A 19724-nucleotide genomic window follows, 5' to 3' on the forward strand; every position below is an offset into this window, starting at 1 on the left:
TGCAGTTTTGTGGGAGAGTATGTCGTCGCCTTTCTTTAAGAACCCTATTCTGGATAAGAATAGGGTTTTTTGTTTTATAAAAGTTTCTGATTTTGAGTTAGAAATACATAATTAAATGAATTGAATGTTTACTTTTGTTATAAATTTCAAATTTGTATTAATGAAAAGTTATATTATTACTTTTATCTTCCTATTTATAGTTTTTACTTCAAATGCACAAGGACTTCTTAATAAGTTAGAAAAAACGTTTACCCATCAGGATACTTTGAGAGGAAGTATAACAAAAGAAAGGGCGTGGTGGGATTTAAAATATTATCATTTGGATATAAAAGTAAATCCGGTTGATAAAACTATTTCAGGGTCAAATAAAATTCGGTATACAGTTTTAAGCAAGTATAGTAAAATACAAATTGATTTGCAGGAACCAATGCAGATATACAAAGTCACCCAGGATGGAAAAGAGTTGAAATTTGAAAGAAATGGAAATGCTTTTTTTATTGAGCTGGTTGCGGATCAAAAAGCAGGAGAAGTTAAAGAAATTATTGTTTCATTTGGGGGAAAACCAAAAGAGGCTGTTAATCCGCCATGGGATGGCGGAATTACCTGGCAAAAAGACAAAAATGGGAAAGATTTTATAGCTTCGTCCTGTCAGGGATTGGGTGCTAGTGTTTGGTGGCCATGTAAAGATCATATGTATGACGAAGTAGAAAATATGTTGATAAGTGTAAATATCCCTGGAGATTTGACAGATGTTTCAAATGGAAGATTGCAGAGTGTCAAAAAACAAAAAGATGGTACAAAAACATTTAATTGGTACGTTTCTAATCCTATTAATAATTATGGCGTAAATATAAATATTGGTGATTATGTAAGTTTTTCTGAGAAATATAAAGGAGAAAAAGGTAATTTAGACTGCAGTTATTATGTTTTGAGTTATAATTTAACTTTGGCTAAAGAACAATTTAAAGATGTTCCAAAAATGTTGAAGGCTTTTGAAAATTGGTTTGGACCATATCCTTTTTATGAAGATAGTTACAAACTTGTTGAAGCACCTTATTTAGGAATGGAACATCAAAGTAGTGTGACTTATGGGAACCAATACAAAAATGGATATTTAGGACGTGATTTGAGCGGAACTGGGTGGGGATTAAAATTCGATTTTATCATTATTCATGAATCAGGGCATGAGTGGTTTGCAAATAATATTACCTATAAGGATATTGCAGATATGTGGATTCATGAGAGTTTTACTAATTATTCGGAAAGTCTTTTTCTGGAATATTATTATGGCAAAGATGTTGGAGCGGAATATGTTATAGGATGCAGAAAAAATATTGAAAATGATATTCCAATTATAGGGAATTATGATGTAAATGATGAAGGATCAGGTGATATGTATCCAAAAGGGGCAAACATGCTACATATGATTCGTCAGGTAATTAATGATGATACGAAATGGAAATCTATTTTAAGAGGTCTGAACAGTACGTTTTATCATCAGACTGTTACATCGAAGCAGATTCAAGATTATATTAATAACCAGTCTGGAATTAATTTCAACAGAGTATTTGTACAATATTTGACGACGACTAAAATTCCGGTTTTAGAATATATTTTTAAAGACGGATTTTTTGGCTATCATTGGTCTAATTGTGTAGCTAAATTTGATATGCCGGTAAAGGTAAAATTAAATGGGATTGATATTTGGTTAAAACCAACAACGGAATGGCAATCTGAAAAAACTAAAGGCGATCAAAAAACAATTGAAGTAAGTAAAGATTTTTATGTGACTACATCTAATATTACGGAATAATAAAAAAACCGATAAATTAAGTTATCGGTTTTTTTTATTTTATGTAATAATTAAATAGCTGTTACAATAGCAAGAAAATCCTCTGCTTTTAAAGCTGCTCCTCCAATTAGTCCACCATCAACATCAGGTTTAGAGAAAATTTCTTTTGCATTTTCCGGTTTTACTGAACCACCGTATAATATAGAAACAACATCAGCGATATCATTTCCAAAAGCTTTACGGATTGTTTCTCTGATAAATTCGTGCATTTCCTGTGCCTGCTCTGGAGAAGCTGTTTCACCTGTACCAATAGCCCAAACTGGTTCATAAGCCAAAACTACCTTTGACCATGATTCTTTTGAAATATGGAATAATCCATCACGTAATTGATTTTCAACAATATTAAAATGATTGTCTGATTGACGGTCTTTTAATTCTTCTCCAAAACAAAAAATAACAGTCATTTCATGTTTTAAAGCTGTATCAACTTTATTAGCGATTAGAGCGTCAGTTTCGTTAAAGATAGCTCTGCGCTCAGAGTGTCCTAATATTACAGTATTTACTCCAACACTTTTAAGCATGTCAGCAGAAATTTCTCCTGTAAAAGCGCCACCTTCTGCCTGATGTACGTTTTGTGCGGAAACTCCAATTGGCGTATTTTTTAATTTATTAGCTGCAGCAGCTAAATTTATAAAGGTTGGTGCAACAATAACCTGTGCGTTTGTTTTTGCAGGAATTTTTGAAATTAATTCATTTAGTAACTCTTCTGTTTGACTAGCATTTTTATGCATTTTCCAGTTTCCTGCAACAATTTGTTTTCTCATTTTGGATAGGTATTAATTTTTGTTTTTTATGAATTTTAAAGGTTGTTTTAAATTGAAATTTATTTAAGACTTTTTAGTGTCTCATTGATTTTATCAAAGTCGGTTTCTATGGCACGATACAAAACTATTTTGCCGGTTTTGTCAACAATAATGTATCTTGGAATCCAGTCTAAATCTATTGCTTTTCCAAAAATACCTTTCATTCCATCATTCATCATATAATGATCTCCTTTCAACTGGTGTTTTTCAATTCCGATTTTCCATTTGTCAGCGGTTTTATCAGCTGAAATGAATAAATAAGATACATTGGTATTGTTGGCTTGAAGTTCTTTTACCTTCGGCATTGCTTTTACACAGTCACCACACCAGGAAGCCCATACTTCAATTACTAAAGTTTTTCCTTTGTATTTATTTAATATGTTTTTAAATGCAATCTGACTTTCATCTGTAGATAATAATTTTTCAGATAGTGCTACTTCTGAAAAAGTGTTCTTTTGAGCATTTGTACATGAAAATGTAGCAAAAGCAATAAGTAATATAACTAATTGTTTCATTTTTATATGTTTCGAACAAAGTTAAACAAACAAATTGAAACATATATACCCAATATAAAAATTCAGAAAACGCTCAATTTTATATTCAAAAAGAGAAAAATTGCTTATTAAAGAAAAAATGAAATCGTAATAGTTATATCTTAAATTTTAATTTTTTGATAATTCTATAAATCAATCTAATAATAAAAGATTATTTATTCGCTTTTTTATCTATAAAAACAGAAAACAAATGTCAAAAAGGCTTCTTTGAGGTAATTAAAATGTCGGTTTTTAAAGAATATGATTGTGTAATATAATTGTCATCCAGATTTTTCAAAATTAGCTATATTTGTATGTAATTTAAACTTAAAGTATGACGAGGATAATTACACTTTTCTGTGTTCTGATAGTACAATTTAATTTTTCTCAATCTGCTGAGAATTATTTAGAAAAAATTAGAAACAATGAAGCAGCCCTAACTGCTTTTTTTCAGCAAATGCCAAAAGGAGGCGATTTACACCATCATTTTTCAGGGTCTATTTATGCAGAACCTCTTTTAGAAAGAGTTATTGCAGAAAATTTTTATCTGAATTTAGAAACGATGGAAGTTTCCAAAACAAAACAGGCAAAAGGATACTGGGAAAATTTTTCTTCTTTAAGAAATACAGGAAAACTTCCTTTTTATAAACAGCAGATAATGCAAACCTGGTCTGCCAAAGACTTTAATGGTGTGTCTGTACCTTCTGATGATTTGTTTTTTGATTCTTTTGAAAAGTTTTCTCCTGCGATTGAAGGTCATTTTGCAGAAGGCTTGACAGAACTAAAAAAACGTGCACTTTCTGAGAATGTAAGTTATATTGAAACACAATTGTCTACAATCCCGTGTGATATGAAAGTAGATGATTTAAATGATTTTAACTTTAAACTTCGTCAGACAGCCAGTCAAAAAGATGAAAAAGCGGTTTTAAAACTTCTTGATGATTTGTATAAAAACATCCAACAAAGAAATGCTAAAAAATATGCCGAAGATTTTAATAGCAATTTTATAGCAAAGCTTCACAAAGATTTAAAAATTGATGATGACCGATTTACAATGCGTTATCAAAATTTCGTATTGCGTTTTATGGAACCTGTTGATTTGTTTAAAAACCTAAGTATTGCTTTTATTTCTGCAAATGAAAGTAAACTGGTTGCTGGCGTAAATATTGTTTCTCCTGAAGATGGAGAAACTTCGATGAAAGATTATTGGCTCCATATGGTGATGTTTAAATATTGTCATTCGCGTTTTCCTGATGTAAAATATACACTTCATGCAGGTGAATTGACACTGGGACTGGTACAGCCGGAAGATTTAACCTGGCATATTAATTCAGCGATTTATGTTGCTGGGGCTAATAGAATTGGTCACGGAGTTGATATTGCTTATGAAGCAAATTCGTATGATTTATTACGTTATATGTCAAAAAATAATATTCCTATTGAGATTAATTTGGCAAGTAATGAATTTATTTTGAAAGTAAAAGAAGGCAGGCATCCTTTTACACTTTATAAAGAGTTTAATGTGCCAATTTTAATAAGTACAGATGATGCGGGAATTTTAAGAACTAATATGACAGAGCAATATGTTTTATTGGCAAAAAGATATCCTGATGTTTCATACCAAGCTATAAAACAGTATGTTTATAACAGTATTAAGTATAGTTTTATTCAGGATATATCTGTAAAAGAGCAATTACTTAAAGATTTGAATGAGAGGTTTAAAACTTTTGAAAATCAATTTTCTAAAAAATAAAATTTAAATTTCTAAGATGAATATCAAACTCATAGCCATCGGTAAAACCGATAATAAATCACTTCAAACCTTAATTGACGATTATACTAAACGTTTGTCATTTTATATCAAATTTGATTTGGAAATTATTCCGGATATTAAAAACGTAAAGAATTTATCTGAAAGCCAGCAAAAAGAAAAAGAAGGAGAGTTGATTTTATCTAAATTAACGCCAACAGACCAACTCGTTTTATTGGATGAAAACGGGAAAAATTTCTCTAGTGTTGGTTTTTCTGAAGAGTTGCAGAAGAAGATGAATTCCGGAATTAAAACGCTGGTTTTTGTAATTGGCGGTCCATATGGTTTCTCAGAGACAGTTTATAAAAAGGCGCAAGGCAAGATTTCGCTTTCGCTGATGACTTTTTCACATCAGATGGTGCGTTTATTTTTTATTGAACAATTATATCGCGGTTTTACTATTTTAAGGAACGAGCCTTATCATCATCAATAAAACAAATCATTGATTATTTATTAATGAAGATTCAGTGATGTTTATAAGAAAAAATAAATAAATTAGCCGTCAAAACCTAAACCATGACAAACTTACCAAAAGGGAGTAAAAAATTATTGAACGCCTGGGCCTTTTACGATTGGGCAAATTCAGTTTATACTCTTACAATTGCATCTGCTGTATTTCCTATTTTTTATGAAGCCTTATTTTCTGAGCAAGGACATTATATAGAAGTTTTTGGATTGGAATTGAAAAATTCAGCCCTGATTAGTTTTGTAACTGCATTTGCCTTTGTATTTGTAGCCGTTTTTTCTCCATTATTATCCGGTATTGCAGATTATGTTGGGAATAAAAAATCATTCATGAAATTTTTCTGCTATGTGGGAGCATTATCCTGCATGGGTTTGTATTGGTTTGATCTTGAAAATATTTACATCGGATTATTGTTTTACTTTCTGGGGCTTATTGGTTATTGGGGAAGTTTAGTTTTTTATAATTCTTATTTGCCGGATATTGCTTTTCCTGAGCAGCAGGATAAAATCAGTGCCAAAGGATATTCTTTAGGATATGTTGGAAGCGTAATTTTGTTGATTATCAATCTGGCAATGATTATGAAGCCAAGGATATTTGGAATAACAGGTACAGATGGTGAAGCAGCTATGAAAGCCATGAGATATTCTTTTGTTATGGTGGGTGTTTGGTGGATTCTGTTTAGTCAGTATACTTATTTTTATTTGCCAAAGGGAAGTAAGGAAACCAATCAAAAACTAACGAAGTCAGTTGTTTTTAATGGATTTAAAGAGTTAAAGAAGGTCTGGGCAATATTGAAACAGAATATTCCTTTAAAAAGATATTTAGGCGGATTTTTTGTATCCAGTATGGCAGTTCAGACTGTAATGCTGGTTGCTACTTATTTTGGTGCACAGGAAATTCAATGGGCGTCTAAAGAAGAAAGTACCATCGGTTTGATTATTTGTATTTTGATCATACAGTTAGTTGCTGTAATAGGTGCTGTTTTAACATCCAGAGCTTCTGAGAAGTTTGGTAATATTCCAACTTTAATTGTAATCAATGCGATTTGGGCAGTCTTTTGTGTACTTGCTTTTTTTATTACGTTGCCTATACATTTTTATGTTATGGCTACAGTAGCCGGGTTTGTAATGGGTGGAATTCAGGCTTTGTCACGCTCAACGTATTCAAAATTATTGCCTGAAACAGAAGATACAGCCTCTTTTTTCAGCTTTTATGATGTTGCAGAAAAAATAGGAATTGTTATCGGAATGTGTCTTTACGGAATAATCGATCAGATTACCGGAAGTCCTCGTTTGGCGATTGTATTTTTAGGGCTCTTTTTTGTGACGGCTATTTTTCTTTTAAAAAGAGTGCATAAAAAATAATTAGTAAAAAAAATAATCTTAATCTAAACGCAATTATCATACATTTGATTCTTGCGTTTTTATTTTAAATTATATAAGAATTAATCTTTAATGACTAGTCAATATTTTCTTGATAAAGAATATAATAACATCATTTATGATAGGGATGGAGCTAATTTCAAGGAATTTGAGTGCTGTGTTTTTAATAATTGCAATTTTTCAGCCTGTACTTTTTTAGCCGTTACATTTATTGACTGCGTTTTTAATGACTGTACTTTTTCTGAAGCAAAAATCAATTATGTGGCTTTTAGAACAGCAACTTTTAATCGGTGTGAAATCAAAGATGTGAATTTTGCCATGTGTGACAAACTCATTTTTGAAATTCATTTTAATGATTGCGTATTAGATTTTTCGAAATTTTATACCCTAAAAATAAAAGGAACTACATTTACAAACTGCAGTTTAATTGCTGTTGATTTTATGGCTGCCGACCTTTCAAATGTATTTTTTGATAATTGTGATTTGTATCGGTCGGAATTTGACAAAGCAATTGCCAACAAAGCCGATTTCAAAACGAGTTATAATTATACTATTGATCCATCTAAAACGAAACTTAAAAAAGCTGTTTTTGCTTTAAGTGAAGTAAAAGGATTATTATTTAAGCATGACGTAATGGTAAGCTGATTACAATTTTTTCTCCATCACATAATCCTCCATTAGATAGCCATTTCCAATGTCAATATTAACTTCTCCTATGATTTGAAATCCTATTTTTTTATAAAAACTTAATGCCGAATTGAATCGGTTTACGTTTAAGGATAAGCTGGTTGAATGATTTTCTAAAGCCAGTTTTTGAATCTCTTCAATTACTTTTTTGCCAATACCTTTTCCTTGTGTTTCCGGCAAAAGATATATTTTATGAATTCGGGTTACTGTTTCATTTTTATAATGGTGTTCAATTCCGATAAAACCCAAATTTATTTCATCTTCTGAAATCAGATAAAATAATTGTTCTTTTTTCTCAATTTGACTTGATAAAGCTTCATCTGAATAAATTAAATCCAGCATATAATCTAATTGTTTCTTTGATAGAATTTTGCTATAGGTTATTGGCCAGGTTTTATATGTTATTTCCTGAATGATTTTGATGTCTTTGGTTGTTGCTTCTAAAATTGTAATCATTTTTTTAATTGAAAAATATTTTTTTTTTTAAATCTTTGAAAAGTTACTTAGAAAAAATCTGATTCTCCTGTTCACTCACTCTTATAAATGTCGTTCGTTTTGTCAATTCTTTTAGCCGGGAAGCACCCACGTACGTGCATGTACTGCGTAAACCGCCTAAAATATCCAAAACCGTGTTGATTACGTTGCCTTTAAAAGGAACCTGAACTGTTTTTCCTTCACTGGCTCTATATTCAGCAACTCCCCCCGCATGTTTGTCCATTGCAGTTGCAGAGCTCATTCCGTAAAACTGTTTGAATTTTTCGCCCTTTATTTCGATCAGTTCACCACCGCTTTCTGTATGTCCGGCCAGCATTCCGCCAAGCATTACAAAATCTGAGCCAGCGCCAAAAGCTTTTGCAATATCACCCGGAGTTGTACAGCCTCCATCGCTAATAATATGTCCGCCCAGGCCATGAGCAGCGTCAGCGCATTCAATTATAGCCGAAAGCTGAGGATAACCTACGCCGGTTTTAACACGTGTTGTGCAGACAGATCCTGGTCCAATTCCAACTTTAACAATATCAGCTCCGGCTAATAATAATTCTTCTGTCATTTCGCCGGTTACTACATTTCCGGCTATAATTACTTTTTCAGGATATTGTTGGCGTGTTTGTTTTAAAAACTGTACAAAATGTTCAGAATATCCATTAGCAACATCAATACAAATAAACTTTAATGATGGGTTTTCTTTAATGATTTCAGTAATTTTCATTGCATCTTCTTTTCCTGTTCCGGTGCTAATGGCAATATAATTATAGAAATCAGGTTCTGCGTTTTGTAAAAAATCATTCCATTCCTGAAGAGAATAATGTTTATGAATAGCTGTAAAAAGCTTTTCTTTCGCTAAAATAATAGCCATTTCAAATGTACCTACAGTATCCATATTTGCAGCCATAATTGGAATTCCTGTCCATGCTGCGGAACTGTGCAAAAATTTAAAATTTCTTTCTAAAGATACTTCAGCTCTGCTTTTTAAAGTAGATCTTTTGGGCCTGATCATAACATCTTTAAAGCCTAATTTAAGATCGGTTTCTATTCTCATGATTTTCTAAATTTTTGTTACTTTCAAATATATTAATTTTGAAAACGTCAAACTTTATAAGAATTTAAAAACTATTCTTAGTTATCAACATTTCAGCATGCCGATAAAATTTAATTTAGAATGCAAAAATCCTTTTTGACTTTTAAATGTCTTTATAGTTAATTACTTATATTTGCTGACTTAAAAATTACCAGCATAGTGAATCATATTAATAAGTTAAAAATATTCAATGACCCGATTTATGGCTTTATTTCTATCCCCAATGAGCTTATTTATGATTTAATTCAGCATCCGTATTTTCAGCGTTTGCGACGTATTTCTCAAATGGGATTGTCGTATTTGGTTTACCCAGGGGCTAACCATACACGTTTTCATCATGCTTTGGGCTGTATGCATTTGATGCAAAAAGCAGTGGAGACACTTCGTTTTAAAGGGGTTGCTATTTCAAATGATGAAGAATGTGCCTTATTAATAGCTATTTTACTGCATGACATTGGCCATGGACCTTTTTCGCACGCAATGGAGAAAAGTATTGTAGAAGATGTTAACCATGAATCCATTTCATTATTGTTTATGAATCAGCTAAACAATGAATTTGATGGAAAGTTGAGTTTGGCAATTCAGGTTTTTAAAGGAGAATACCACAGAAAATTCATGCTGCAATTGATCTCGAGCCAGCTGGATATGGACAGAATGGATTATTTGAAACGGGATAGTTTTTACACCGGAGTTGCAGAGGGAAATGTAAATTCTGAGCGACTGATCCAGATGATGAATGTGGAAAACGATGTTTTAGTTATAGAAGAAAAGGGAATATATTCAGTTGAAAAATTTCTTTTATCAAGAAGATTAATGTACTGGCAGGCTTATTTGCATAAAACAAGTCTGGTAGCTGAATTAATTTTGATGAAAGTGCTTAAACGGGCGAAGGAATTAACATTAAAAGGAGTTAAATTACCTTGTAGTGAACCTCTTTCCTATTTTATGCATAATAAAATTTCACTTGAAAATTTTGATGCAGAAAAATTAGACTTGTTTTCTCATTTAGACGATTTCGATATCATAAGTGCCCTTAAAGCCTGGCAAAAGCATAATGATTTTATACTTTCAACTTTAAGCAAAATGATCATTAACAGGGATTTATTGAAGATTAAAATGAGTGCTGATAAAATTTCGATGGAAGAATCCCAGGCAATGAAAGAAGAATTTGCAGAGGAACATAATATTTCTCAGCTGGAGGCAGGATACTTTATTTTTAGAGGGAAAATTAAAAATCAGGCATACAGTAAAGAAGCAGAACCCATACGGATTTTGAAAAAAGATAAAACAATTGAAGATGTTGTAGAGGCATCTGACCAGTTGAATTTGAAATCGTTATCTAAATTGGTGACAAAATATTACATCTGTTTTCCAAAACAACTTATTTAAAATTAACATTTAAAACCTATTTTTTATATTTTTGTCGGGATGAAACGAACTTATACATTTTTTTTGAATACAAGTAGAACGTTATGTAGTGAGTTCCATCTTATTCGTATAAAAAATAGAATCAAATAAGATGAAATTTACAGCAGAACAAATAGCAGGAATTTTAGAAGGAGAAGTTGTTGGTGATCCCAATGCAGAAGTTTCCCGGCTTTCTAAAATAGAAGAAGGAGAGGAAGGTTCTCTTACTTTCTTGGCAAACCCAAAATATATCAACCACATTTATACGACAAAAGCATCCATTACAATTGTTAATGATTCTTTTGTTCCGGAATCTGAAATTACTACGACTTTAATCAAAGTTGAAGATGCATATGCCTCTTTTTCAAAGCTTTTAGAATTTTATAATCAGGTTAAATTAAATAAAAGCGGAATCGAGCCTCAGGCTTTTATAACTGAAGGGACAAAATATGGTGAAAATCTGTATTTGGGAAGTTTTAGTTATGTAGGTCAAAACGTGAGTCTGGGGAATGATGTAAAAATATATCCAAACAGTTTTATTGGTGATAATGTTGTTATTGGCGATAATGTATATATTTTTGCAGGCGCTAAAATTTATTCTGAAACTATAATTGGTAATAATTGTACAATTCATTCAGGAACCATTATAGGAGCTGATGGTTTTGGTTTTGCCCCAAATGAAGATGGGGAATATAACAAGGTACCACAAATTGGCAATGTTATTATTGAAGACAATGTAGATATTGGAGCTAATACTACAATAGATAGGGCAACACTTGGATCTACAATTATTAGAAAGGGTGTTAAATTAGACAATCAAATCCAAATTGCTCATAATGTAGAGATTGGTAAAAATACTGTAATTGCAGCTCAAACAGGAGTTGCGGGCTCTACAAAAATTGGAGAAAATTGTATGATTGGGGGTCAGGTTGGTATAGCAGGACACTTAGTAATTGGAAATAATGTCCGTGTTCAGGCTCAGTCAGGAATTGGGAGAAATATTAAAGATGATGAAGTTTTGCAGGGAAGTCCAACTTTTGGTTATACTGATTTCAGTAAATCCTATGTGCACTTCAAGAATTTACCTAAGATTGTTGCCGAATTAGAAGAATTAAAAAAACAAATAATAAACCCAAAAAATGGAAATAATGGTTAAACAGAAAACCATCAAGAATGAAATTTCACTAACTGGAGTTGGATTACACACAGGAAAAGAAGTTACAATGACTTTTAAGCCAGCTCCTATTAATAATGGTTTCACTTTTGTTAGAATTGACTTGCAGGGCCAACCGGTAATTGAGGCTGATGCGAATTATGTAGTTAATACACAAAGAGGTACCAATTTAGAAAAATTAGGTGTAAAAATTCAAACTCCTGAACATGTTTTAGCAGCCTTAGTAGGGTGTGATCTGGATAACGTTATTATAGAATTAAATGCTTCAGAGCTTCCAATTATGGATGGTTCTTCAAAATATTTTGTTGAGGCTATTGAAAAAGCCGGAATCGAAGAACAAGACGCAAAGCGTAATGTTTATGTGGTAAAAGAAGTAATTTCATTTACTGATGAGGCTACAGGTAGCGAGATTTTAGTTATGCCAAGCGATGATTATCAGGTTACTGCAATGGTAGATTTTGGTACTAAAGTTTTAGGTACCCAAAATGCTACTTTAAAAAGCATTGCCGATTTTAAAGAGGAAATTTCAAATTCAAGAACCTTCAGTTTTTTACATGAATTGGAGTCGTTATTAGAAAACGGATTGATAAAAGGCGGTGATTTAAATAATGCTATTGTTTACGTAGATAAGGAAATTTCCGATTCTACAATGGAAAGTCTTAAAAAGGCTTTCGGAAAAGAGGAAATTTCGGTTAAGCCAAATGGTGTGCTTGATAATTTAACGTTGCATTATCCAAACGAAGCGGCAAGACATAAACTTTTGGATGTTATTGGTGATTTATCTTTAATTGGAGTTAGAATCCAGGGTAAAATCATTGCGAATAAACCGGGCCACTATGTGAATACGCAATTTGCCAAAAAATTAGCAAAAATTATAAAAATAGAGCAAAGAAACCATATTCCTGTTTATGATTTAAATCAGGAGCCTTTGATGGATATTCATAAAATTATGGCTGTTTTGCCTCACAGGCCTCCATTTTTATTGATTGACAGAATTATTGAAATGTCCTCAAGCCATGTAGTTGGATTGAAAAATGTAACAATGAACGAAAATTTCTTTGTTGGACATTTTCCTGATGCTCCGGTAATGCCGGGTGTGTTAATTGTTGAAGCAATGGCACAAACAGGCGGAATTTTAGTACTAAGTACAGTTCCGGATCCGGAAAATTATTTGACTTATTTTATGAAAATAGATAATGTTAAATTTAAACATAAAGTTCTACCGGGGGATACCCTAATTTTTAAATGTGATTTGATTTCTCCTATCAGAAGAGGAATTTGTCATATGCAGGCGAATGCTTATGCTAATGGTAAATTAGTGGCGGAAGCAGAATTGATGGCTCAAATTGCAAAGAAACAATAATAATTAATCAAATTTATTGTTTAGGTTTGTTGCCAAAATAGATTTTAATTAAAATATAAAAAATACAGATGAATCAACCATTAGCATATGTTCATCCTGGCGCGAAAATCGCTAAAAATGTTGTAATAGAGCCTTTTACAACAATTCACAATAATGTTGTTATTGGTGATGGTACTTGGATAGGTTCAAATGTAACCATTATGGAAGGTGCGAGAATTGGTAAAAATTGCAATATTTTTCCTGGAGCAGTAATTTCAGCAGTTCCTCAGGATTTAAAATTTGGTGGCGAAGATTCATTAGCAATTATTGGAGATAACTGTACAATTAGAGAATGTGTAACCATTAATAGAGGAACAATTGCTTCAGGTCAGACAGTTCTTGGAAATAATTGCCTTGTAATGGCTTATGCCCATATTGCACATGACTGTGTAATCGGAAATAATGCAATTATTGTAAACGGAGTAGCGTTAGCAGGACACGTAGTGGTTGGAAACCATGCAGTAATTGGTGGTTTGGCTGCGATTCATCAATTTATTCATATTGGTGACCACGCTATGATTTCAGGAGGTTCTTTGGTGAGAAAAGATGTTCCGCCTTATACAAAAGCAGCAAAAGAGCCATTGTCTTACGTTGGAATTAATTCTGTAGGTTTAAGAAGAAGAGGTTTTTCTACCGAAAAAATTAGGGAAATTCAGGAAATCTATAGAATTTTATACCAAAAGAATTACAATACAACCCAGGCTTTAAGTATAATCGAAGCCGAAATGGAAGCAACTCCTGAAAGAGATGAAATTTTAGATTTTATCAGAAATTCATCAAGAGGAATTATGAAGGGATATTCAGGAAATTATTAAAATAAATTTATTCGTTAATTTGATATTCGTTTACTAATCAAGTTAGAATAAATAAAAAAACATTAAATAAAAACAAAAAACAAAATGGCATCTACATCAGATATTAGAAACGGATTGTGTATTAAATTTAATCACGATATTTATAAAATCATTGAATTCCTTCATGTAAAACCTGGAAAAGGCCCGGCCTTTGTAAGAACTAAATTAAAAAGTTTGACTTCAGGGAAGGTATTGGATAATACTTTTTCAGCAGGTCATAAAATTGATGTTATTCGAGTTGAGACACATACTTTCCAGTATTTATATCCTGAAGGTGATGAATTTCATTTCATGAATGCTGAAACATTTGAGCAGATTTCTTTAAACAAAAACATCCTTGATGCTCCGGATTTATTGAAAGAAGGAACAAATGTAATGGTTCAGATTAATACTGAAACAGATTTACCATTATCAGTAGATATGCCGGCATCTGTAATTCTTGAAGTAACTTACGCAGAGCCAGGAGTAAAAGGAAATACAGCTACAAACGCAACAAAAAATGCTACAGTAGAAACTGGCGCTAATATTAACGTTCCGTTGTTCATCAATGAGGGCGATAAAATAAAAATAGATACAGCTTCAGGTTCTTACATGGAGCGTGTGAAAGAGTAATTTTTGATTAAGGTAATTTGATAATGAGTCAATTAGGTGATTTTTGAATAAGCATAATTTTGTATATTCACATTCTAATTGGCTCATTTTATGATTGATACATTTTTTAATTATAAAATATGAAATTTTCAAAGGTTCACTCTTTAGAAGAAATTGCAGATTTGCTTAACTGCGAATTTATTGGTGACCAAAACTTTCCGGTTTTAGGTATGAATGAGATACATATAGTTGAACCAGGAGATATCGTTTTTGTTGACCATCCGAAATATTATGATAAAGCTTTACAATCGGCTGCAACTATTGTCTTAATCAATAAGAAAGTAGATTGTCCGGAAGGTAAAGCTCTTTTGATTTCTGATGACCCTTTCAGGGACTTTAATATCCTTACCAGGCATTTTAAGCCTTTTCAGTTTGCTAATGTTGCTATTGCTTCATCGGCAAAAATTGGAGAAGGAACCGTTATTCAGCCAAATTCTTTTGTTGGAAATCACGTTACAATTGGTAAAAACTGCCTCATCCATTCTAATGTTTCTATTTACGATCATACAGTAATTGGAGATAATGTGATTATTCATGCCGGAACTATTTTAGGAGCTGATGCATTTTATTATAAAAAACGTCCTGAAGGTTTTGACCAGTTAATATCAGGTGGAAGAGTTGTTATTGAAAATAATGTTGGTATTGGTGCTCTTTGTACTATTGACAAAGGTGTAACAGGAGACACGACTATTGGAGAAGGAACAAAAATCGATAATCAGGTTCATGTTGGACATGATTCTGTAATCGGAAAAAAATGTTTAATTGCTTCTCAAACAGGTATTGCAGGCTGCGTAATTATTGAAGACGAAGTAACACTTTGGGGACAGGTTGGAACTACCAGCGGAATTACAATTGGTGCAAAAGCTGTAGTTATGGGGCAAACAGGTGTAACTAAATCAGTAGAAGGGGGAAAATCTTATTTTGGTACTCCAATAGAAGAATCAAGAGAAAAATTGAAACAGTTAGCCAATATCAAAAAAATTCCTGAAATTTTAAGTAAATTGAAATAACTATGTCTATTAAAGAATTTGTACAAAAATTTTATAAATCGGATGCTCTGATTGATAGTGAAATTTTTAAAACCTATCTGCATCCTGAAGTTACAATAGAGTGGAATAGCAGCAGAGGGTTGATCCACATGGATTACGATTCGATAATAAACATGGCTAATGAATTAAATCGTGCTTATGTTCGTTCAAAAGTCAGAATAAGTCATATAATCGCTGAAGATGATTTAGTTTCAGTACGTTATTCTCATTATGTAAAAACTATTGAAAATCCTCGGGAAGAAATGTTGTTGGCCCATTTTTTTACAATTTGGCAGATAAAAGACGGTAAATTGTATCGTGGTTATCAAATGAGTCAATTTTCGTGATATTTTTTGCCGATAAAAAAGGTGAAAATAAGTTACAAAACCTTACTTTTGCATCACAATTTTAAAAACTACATAAAATATATATCATGAGTGTTTTAGTTAATAAAGATTCCAAAATAATTGTTCAGGGATTTACAGGAAGCGAAGGTACTTTCCACGCTTCTCAAATGATTGAGTACGGTACTAATGTTGTTGGTGGTGTAACTCCGGGAAAAGGAGGGACTAGCCATTTAGACCGCCCGGTTTTTAATACAGTTAAAGATGCTGTAGATCAGGCTGGAGCTGATACATCTATCATTTTTGTTCCGCCGGCTTTTGCTGCTGATGCAATTATGGAAGCTGCTGATGCCGGAATTAAAGTAATTATTGCTATTACTGAAGGAATTCCTGTTGCAGACATGATTAAGGCTAATAATTATGTTAAAGAAAGAAATTCAAGATTAATCGGTCCAAACTGTCCAGGTATTATTACTCCGGGTGAAGCTAAAGTTGGTATTATGCCAGGTTTCGTTTTCAAAAAAGGATCAGTTGGTATCGTTTCTAAATCAGGAACTTTAACTTACGAAGCTGCTGATCAGGTTGTTAAACAAGGTTTAGGAATTACTACAGCTATTGGAATTGGTGGAGATCCAATTATTGGAACAACAACTAAAGAAGCTGTAGAATTATTAATGAATGACCCTGAAACTGAAATTATCATCATGATTGGTGAAATTGGAGGTCAGTTAGAAGCTGATGCTGCTAAATGGGTAAAAGCTGATGGTAACCGTAAACCAGTTGTTGGTTTTATAGCCGGAGAAACTGCTCCAGCAGGTAGAACAATGGGGCACGCTGGTGCTATTGTTGGTGGTTCTGATGATACCGCTGCTGCTAAAAAACAAATCATGAGAGACAACGGAATCCATGTTGTTGATTCGCCAGCTGAAATTGGTAAAAAAGTAAAAGAAGTATTAGGATAATCTCCGAATATTCAAAATAACAAATTCTAAAAAGTCTCAATATTTGTTGAGACTTTTTTCCATTTTAAAAAGGATAAAAACAAAAAAACTTAGCTCCTTAGGTTCTTAGATACTTAGCAGCTTGAAAGAAAAAAATATGTACAAAGAATTAAAAAAGTTTAAAGTAAGCAATAGTTTTACTTTTACTGTTGAAGATAGTTTAGAACAAGCTTGTAATGCTCCGGAATCTGGCTCCGGAATTTTTGTTGTTTATGCTGTTGAGGATAATGAAAAAGAATTAATAATGGTAGGTTCTACCGGAACTGTTCAGAATGACGGAACGTTAAAAAGCAAAAATGGTGGTTTGTATGATAAAATCGTAAACGGTCATCAATTCGCAAAAACAGGAAGAAAGTATTCCTGGCCAGCGCAGATGAAATTAGAAAATATATCAGAGCTTGAAGTGGCTTGGTATGAAACTTTTAATGCAGATGCCAAAGCTATTCCAACTGCAGTTGAAGGACAGGTTTTGCAGAATTTTTTAGATGAGAATGGAAAATTACCTAGATGGAATGTCGCTTTTTAAAAGCAATTAATAAATTCATAAAAAAAAACCTTGCTAAATAATAGTAAGGTTTTTTTTTTGCGGATGGAATAAGAAAATCTAAAAAGTTTAAATAAAACTTTACTTTTTTGTAAAAAAATTGGATTTGAATTTTAGGCTCCCTATATTTATAAAACAAAAACCAAATATAATGTTAAATAATTATTTTGTTTTTGTAATTATTTACTTTCATCCTCATATGCGATTATATTTTAGGCTTAATAATTTACTTTTTAAATAATTAATAAACTAAAAAATGCTGAATTTTTAGAAACTCATTTGGATGACATTCTAATATAAACCGAAAATATTATGAAGACCCAAATCTTAACATTAAAAAGCTACGACGATCATAAACTTTGGAGCAAACTTAAAGCCGGGGATGAAAGATCATTTTCATTACTTTTTGAAAAGTATTATGGAGATTTAATTCATTATGGAAATTCATTTTCCCCTTTTGCAGAAAAGGTTCAGGATTGTGTTCAGGATGTATTTGCAGATATCTGGCTGTATCGTGAATCATTACAGGAACCTGATTTAATAAAAGCTTATCTGCTGTCAAGTGTCCGAAAAAGAATTGCGCGGCTGTATGAACGTGACCATATTTTTAAAAAAATCAGTACCACAGATTCAATTGAATTTCTTTTTGATTTTTCTGTGGAACACGAACTTATTGATGATGAAGCTACAGCAGAAAGTGTTCTATATCTCAATAAATTACTAAATGAATTGCCTTCACGCCAAAAAGAAGCCTTGTTTTTAAGATATAATCAGGGATTGTCAGTTGAGCAGATTTCAGAAATGTTAAATGTAAATTATCAATCGGCAAATAATCTTTTACACCGCGGCTTACTTAAGCTTCGTAAAGAATGGAAGGGAAGTTTTCCTGTTTTGGTGTTACTGTCTTCAGGTATTTTGTAAATTTATCTTAAAAAAAAATAAAAAAAATCATAAATAAGTGAGTATATAATAAGAAAACTGTCCTCTATGTTTTTGTAACCTTATTTCATAGATGCAAAAACGTAATTATTATATCGAAATTGAAGATTTTTTAGCCGATTCATCATTTCAATTGTGGATTCTGTTCAAAATTGATGAGCAAGGCTGGGAAGAATGGACTTTAGAAAATCAGCAACGGGCAAAATTGGTTGAAGATGCCCGGCTTTTATTGTTAGCAATGAAAGTACCAGCCAATAAAATTTCTTCTTCAGAACTTACTGCCGCAATGCAAGCAACGTGGATTAAGATTGAAGAAAAAGAAAATGGCAATAAAACTATTAAACATAATCCGGTCAGATATTTAAAACAGTACTGGCCTGGTGTTGCCGCTACTTTATTTTTTGCTTTTTTATCTCTTTGGTCTTACCATAATCAATTAGATAGGGATAATTCTATTATAACTTATAAAGAGCTTATTGAAGATAATAAAGAAGGACTGGTTGAACAGACAAACAATTCAGATAAGCCACAAATAATTACCTTATCGGATGGTAGTTCTGTTTTATTACAGCCAGACAGTAAATTAAGCTATCCTAAAATTTTTACCGGAAATGAAAGAAAAGTGTATTTATGCGGAGAAGCTTTCTTTGAAATTAGTAAAAATACCCAAAAACCTTTTTTTGTTTATGCAAACGAAATTATTACAAAAGTGGTAGGTACGAGTTTTCGGGTAAAAGCTTATTCAGATCAGCCAAATGTAGAAGTACTTGTTCGTACAGGTAAAGTTAAGGTGAGTTCAAATGAATTGACAGGAACTTCAAAAAATGAGATTGTTTTATTACCTAATGAAGCCTTGCGTTTTTTAAGAAAAGATTTAAGTTTTAATAAAATAACTAATATAACTGAAGATAAGGCATTAGTTAGTAGTGTTGGCAATATTGAGCAATTGAGTTTTGAGTTTACCGATATTCCGGTTGAGCAAATCTTTAAAACAATCGAACAGGCCTATCTGGTCGAAATTGATTTCCCCAAAGATAAATTAAAAGATTGTCATTTAACCACATCATTAAGTGACCAGCCTTTATCAGAAAAGCTCAAAATTATCTGTAAAAGCATAGGTAATGATACCAATTTTGAAATGAATGGAAATCAAATTGTAATAACATCACAAGGCTGTAACTAAGTTTTTGAAAATGAAATGTATAATAATAAATAAAATCAAATTATTGCCTATGTAAAAAAAACACAAAAAGTGCCGAAATGCTGTA

The 19724-nt window shown here is 32.1% G+C and carries 20 protein-coding genes; 16 read left to right on the forward strand and 4 right to left on the reverse strand.

Going from position 1 to position 19724, the window contains the following annotated elements:
• Positions 1-160 precede the first annotated feature (160 nt).
• On the forward strand, positions 161-1813 hold the full coding sequence (locus GXM16_RS11390) for a M1 family metallopeptidase (protein WP_163394568.1): 1653 nt from the start codon (positions 161-163) through the stop codon (positions 1811-1813).
• A 50-nt stretch (positions 1814-1863) separates the two neighbouring features.
• On the opposite strand, the gene tpiA is transcribed toward GXM16_RS11390, so the two are convergent.
• Positions 1864-2616 (reverse strand): triose-phosphate isomerase, encoded by a 753-nt coding sequence (gene tpiA, locus GXM16_RS11395; protein ID WP_163394569.1) that lies wholly within the window; start codon positions 2614-2616, stop codon positions 1864-1866.
• Positions 2617-2675: 59 nt separating this feature from the next.
• A complete protein-coding gene (locus tag GXM16_RS11400; RefSeq protein ID WP_163394570.1) occupies positions 2676-3170 on the reverse strand; it encodes a TlpA family protein disulfide reductase in 495 nt (164 codons plus the stop codon).
• Positions 3171-3522: 352 nt separating this feature from the next.
• On the opposite strand from GXM16_RS11400, the gene GXM16_RS11405 reads away from it, so the two are divergent.
• The 4 genes from GXM16_RS11405 to GXM16_RS11420 all read left to right on the forward strand — a co-directional run bounded on the left by GXM16_RS11405 (position 3523) and on the right by GXM16_RS11420 (position 7491).
• Positions 3523-4941, forward strand: a complete 1419-nt coding sequence (locus GXM16_RS11405; RefSeq protein ID WP_163394571.1) for an amidohydrolase family protein — start codon at positions 3523-3525, stop codon at positions 4939-4941.
• 16 nt (positions 4942-4957) lie between these two features.
• Positions 4958-5431 (forward strand): 23S rRNA (pseudouridine(1915)-N(3))-methyltransferase RlmH, encoded by a 474-nt coding sequence (gene rlmH, locus GXM16_RS11410; RefSeq protein WP_163394572.1) that lies wholly within the window; start codon positions 4958-4960, stop codon positions 5429-5431.
• Between the two features lie 83 nt (positions 5432-5514).
• Positions 5515-6828, forward strand: a complete 1314-nt coding sequence (locus GXM16_RS11415) for an MFS transporter (RefSeq protein ID WP_163394573.1) — start codon at positions 5515-5517, stop codon at positions 6826-6828.
• Between the two features lie 90 nt (positions 6829-6918).
• A complete protein-coding gene (locus tag GXM16_RS11420; protein ID WP_163394574.1) occupies positions 6919-7491 on the forward strand; it encodes a pentapeptide repeat-containing protein in 573 nt (190 codons plus the stop codon).
• On the opposite strand, the gene GXM16_RS11425 is transcribed toward GXM16_RS11420, so the two are convergent.
• Together GXM16_RS11425 and guaC are read right to left on the reverse strand one after the other, a co-directional pair.
• Complete coding sequence (locus tag GXM16_RS11425) at positions 7492-7989, reverse strand: GNAT family N-acetyltransferase (RefSeq protein WP_163394575.1); 498 nt, start codon at positions 7987-7989, stop codon at positions 7492-7494.
• A gap of 43 nt (positions 7990-8032) precedes the next feature.
• On the reverse strand, positions 8033-9073 hold the full coding sequence (guaC, locus tag GXM16_RS11430; protein ID WP_163394576.1) for a GMP reductase: 1041 nt from the start codon (positions 9071-9073) through the stop codon (positions 8033-8035).
• Positions 9074-9271: 198 nt separating this feature from the next.
• On the opposite strand from guaC, the gene GXM16_RS11435 reads away from it, so the two are divergent.
• From GXM16_RS11435 to GXM16_RS11485, 11 genes are all read left to right on the forward strand, one after another.
• Positions 9272-10501 (forward strand): HD domain-containing protein, encoded by a 1230-nt coding sequence (locus GXM16_RS11435; RefSeq protein WP_163394577.1) that lies wholly within the window; start codon positions 9272-9274, stop codon positions 10499-10501.
• 130 nt (positions 10502-10631) lie between these two features.
• Complete coding sequence (gene lpxD / locus GXM16_RS11440; RefSeq protein ID WP_163394578.1) at positions 10632-11675, forward strand: UDP-3-O-(3-hydroxymyristoyl)glucosamine N-acyltransferase; 1044 nt, start codon at positions 10632-10634, stop codon at positions 11673-11675.
• Positions 11668-13056 (forward strand): bifunctional UDP-3-O-[3-hydroxymyristoyl] N-acetylglucosamine deacetylase/3-hydroxyacyl-ACP dehydratase, encoded by a 1389-nt coding sequence (locus GXM16_RS11445; protein ID WP_163394579.1) that lies wholly within the window; start codon positions 11668-11670, stop codon positions 13054-13056. The genes lpxD and GXM16_RS11445 overlap by 8 nt, the downstream gene beginning before the upstream one ends.
• A 68-nt stretch (positions 13057-13124) precedes the next feature.
• The gene (gene lpxA / locus GXM16_RS11450) at positions 13125-13910 is read left to right on the forward strand and encodes an acyl-ACP--UDP-N-acetylglucosamine O-acyltransferase (RefSeq protein WP_163394580.1); all 786 of its coding nucleotides are present in this window, start codon (positions 13125-13127) and stop codon (positions 13908-13910) included.
• Between the two features lie 84 nt (positions 13911-13994).
• On the forward strand, positions 13995-14561 hold the full coding sequence (gene efp, locus GXM16_RS11455) for an elongation factor P (RefSeq protein ID WP_095929274.1): 567 nt from the start codon (positions 13995-13997) through the stop codon (positions 14559-14561).
• 119 nt (positions 14562-14680) lie between these two features.
• Positions 14681-15610 (forward strand): UDP-3-O-(3-hydroxymyristoyl)glucosamine N-acyltransferase, encoded by a 930-nt coding sequence (locus GXM16_RS11460; protein WP_163394581.1) that lies wholly within the window; start codon positions 14681-14683, stop codon positions 15608-15610.
• A 2-nt stretch (positions 15611-15612) separates the two neighbouring features.
• On the forward strand, positions 15613-15975 hold the full coding sequence (locus GXM16_RS11465) for a nuclear transport factor 2 family protein (protein WP_163394582.1): 363 nt from the start codon (positions 15613-15615) through the stop codon (positions 15973-15975).
• Positions 15976-16061: 86 nt separating this feature from the next.
• The gene (gene sucD / locus GXM16_RS11470; RefSeq protein WP_110308046.1) at positions 16062-16934 is read left to right on the forward strand and encodes a succinate--CoA ligase subunit alpha; all 873 of its coding nucleotides are present in this window, start codon (positions 16062-16064) and stop codon (positions 16932-16934) included.
• A gap of 136 nt (positions 16935-17070) precedes the next feature.
• A complete protein-coding gene (locus GXM16_RS11475) occupies positions 17071-17499 on the forward strand; it encodes a hypothetical protein (RefSeq protein WP_163394583.1) in 429 nt (142 codons plus the stop codon).
• 330 nt (positions 17500-17829) lie between these two features.
• On the forward strand, positions 17830-18438 hold the full coding sequence (locus tag GXM16_RS11480; RefSeq protein WP_163394584.1) for an RNA polymerase sigma factor: 609 nt from the start codon (positions 17830-17832) through the stop codon (positions 18436-18438).
• Positions 18439-18529: 91 nt separating this feature from the next.
• Positions 18530-19639, forward strand: a complete 1110-nt coding sequence (locus tag GXM16_RS11485; protein WP_163394585.1) for a FecR family protein — start codon at positions 18530-18532, stop codon at positions 19637-19639.
• The last annotated feature ends 85 nt before the right edge of the window (positions 19640-19724 follow it).

The sequence above is a fragment of the Flavobacterium limi genome (genome assembly GCF_010645075.1).
In the GTDB taxonomy this organism is placed as follows: Bacteria; Bacteroidota; Bacteroidia; order Flavobacteriales; family Flavobacteriaceae; genus Flavobacterium; species Flavobacterium limi.

What these genes read in the sequence shown, in the direction of transcription:
- GXM16_RS11390 (WP_163394568.1), top strand. Translation starts at nt 161, where the DNA reads ATGAAAAGTTATATTATTACTTTTATCTTCCTATTTATAGTTTTTACT.
- tpiA (WP_163394569.1), bottom strand. Translation starts at nt 2,616, where the DNA reads ATGAGAAAACAAATTGTTGCAGGAAACTGGAAAATGCATAAAAATGCT.
- GXM16_RS11400 (WP_163394570.1), bottom strand. Translation starts at nt 3,170, where the DNA reads ATGAAACAATTAGTTATATTACTTATTGCTTTTGCTACATTTTCATGT.
- GXM16_RS11405 (WP_163394571.1), top strand. Translation starts at nt 3,523, where the DNA reads ATGACGAGGATAATTACACTTTTCTGTGTTCTGATAGTACAATTTAAT.
- rlmH (WP_163394572.1), top strand. Translation starts at nt 4,958, where the DNA reads ATGAATATCAAACTCATAGCCATCGGTAAAACCGATAATAAATCACTT.
- GXM16_RS11415 (WP_163394573.1), top strand. Translation starts at nt 5,515, where the DNA reads ATGACAAACTTACCAAAAGGGAGTAAAAAATTATTGAACGCCTGGGCC.
- GXM16_RS11420 (WP_163394574.1), top strand. Translation starts at nt 6,919, where the DNA reads ATGACTAGTCAATATTTTCTTGATAAAGAATATAATAACATCATTTAT.
- GXM16_RS11425 (WP_163394575.1), bottom strand. Translation starts at nt 7,989, where the DNA reads ATGATTACAATTTTAGAAGCAACAACCAAAGACATCAAAATCATTCAG.
- guaC (WP_163394576.1), bottom strand. Translation starts at nt 9,073, where the DNA reads ATGAGAATAGAAACCGATCTTAAATTAGGCTTTAAAGATGTTATGATC.
- lpxD (WP_163394578.1), top strand. Translation starts at nt 10,632, where the DNA reads ATGAAATTTACAGCAGAACAAATAGCAGGAATTTTAGAAGGAGAAGTT.
- GXM16_RS11445 (WP_163394579.1), top strand. Translation starts at nt 11,668, where the DNA reads ATGGTTAAACAGAAAACCATCAAGAATGAAATTTCACTAACTGGAGTT.
- lpxA (WP_163394580.1), top strand. Translation starts at nt 13,125, where the DNA reads ATGAATCAACCATTAGCATATGTTCATCCTGGCGCGAAAATCGCTAAA.
- efp (WP_095929274.1), top strand. Translation starts at nt 13,995, where the DNA reads ATGGCATCTACATCAGATATTAGAAACGGATTGTGTATTAAATTTAAT.
- GXM16_RS11460 (WP_163394581.1), top strand. Translation starts at nt 14,681, where the DNA reads ATGAAATTTTCAAAGGTTCACTCTTTAGAAGAAATTGCAGATTTGCTT.
- GXM16_RS11465 (WP_163394582.1), top strand. Translation starts at nt 15,613, where the DNA reads ATGTCTATTAAAGAATTTGTACAAAAATTTTATAAATCGGATGCTCTG.
- sucD (WP_110308046.1), top strand. Translation starts at nt 16,062, where the DNA reads ATGAGTGTTTTAGTTAATAAAGATTCCAAAATAATTGTTCAGGGATTT.
- GXM16_RS11475 (WP_163394583.1), top strand. Translation starts at nt 17,071, where the DNA reads ATGTACAAAGAATTAAAAAAGTTTAAAGTAAGCAATAGTTTTACTTTT.
- GXM16_RS11480 (WP_163394584.1), top strand. Translation starts at nt 17,830, where the DNA reads ATGAAGACCCAAATCTTAACATTAAAAAGCTACGACGATCATAAACTT.
- GXM16_RS11485 (WP_163394585.1), top strand. Translation starts at nt 18,530, where the DNA reads ATGCAAAAACGTAATTATTATATCGAAATTGAAGATTTTTTAGCCGAT.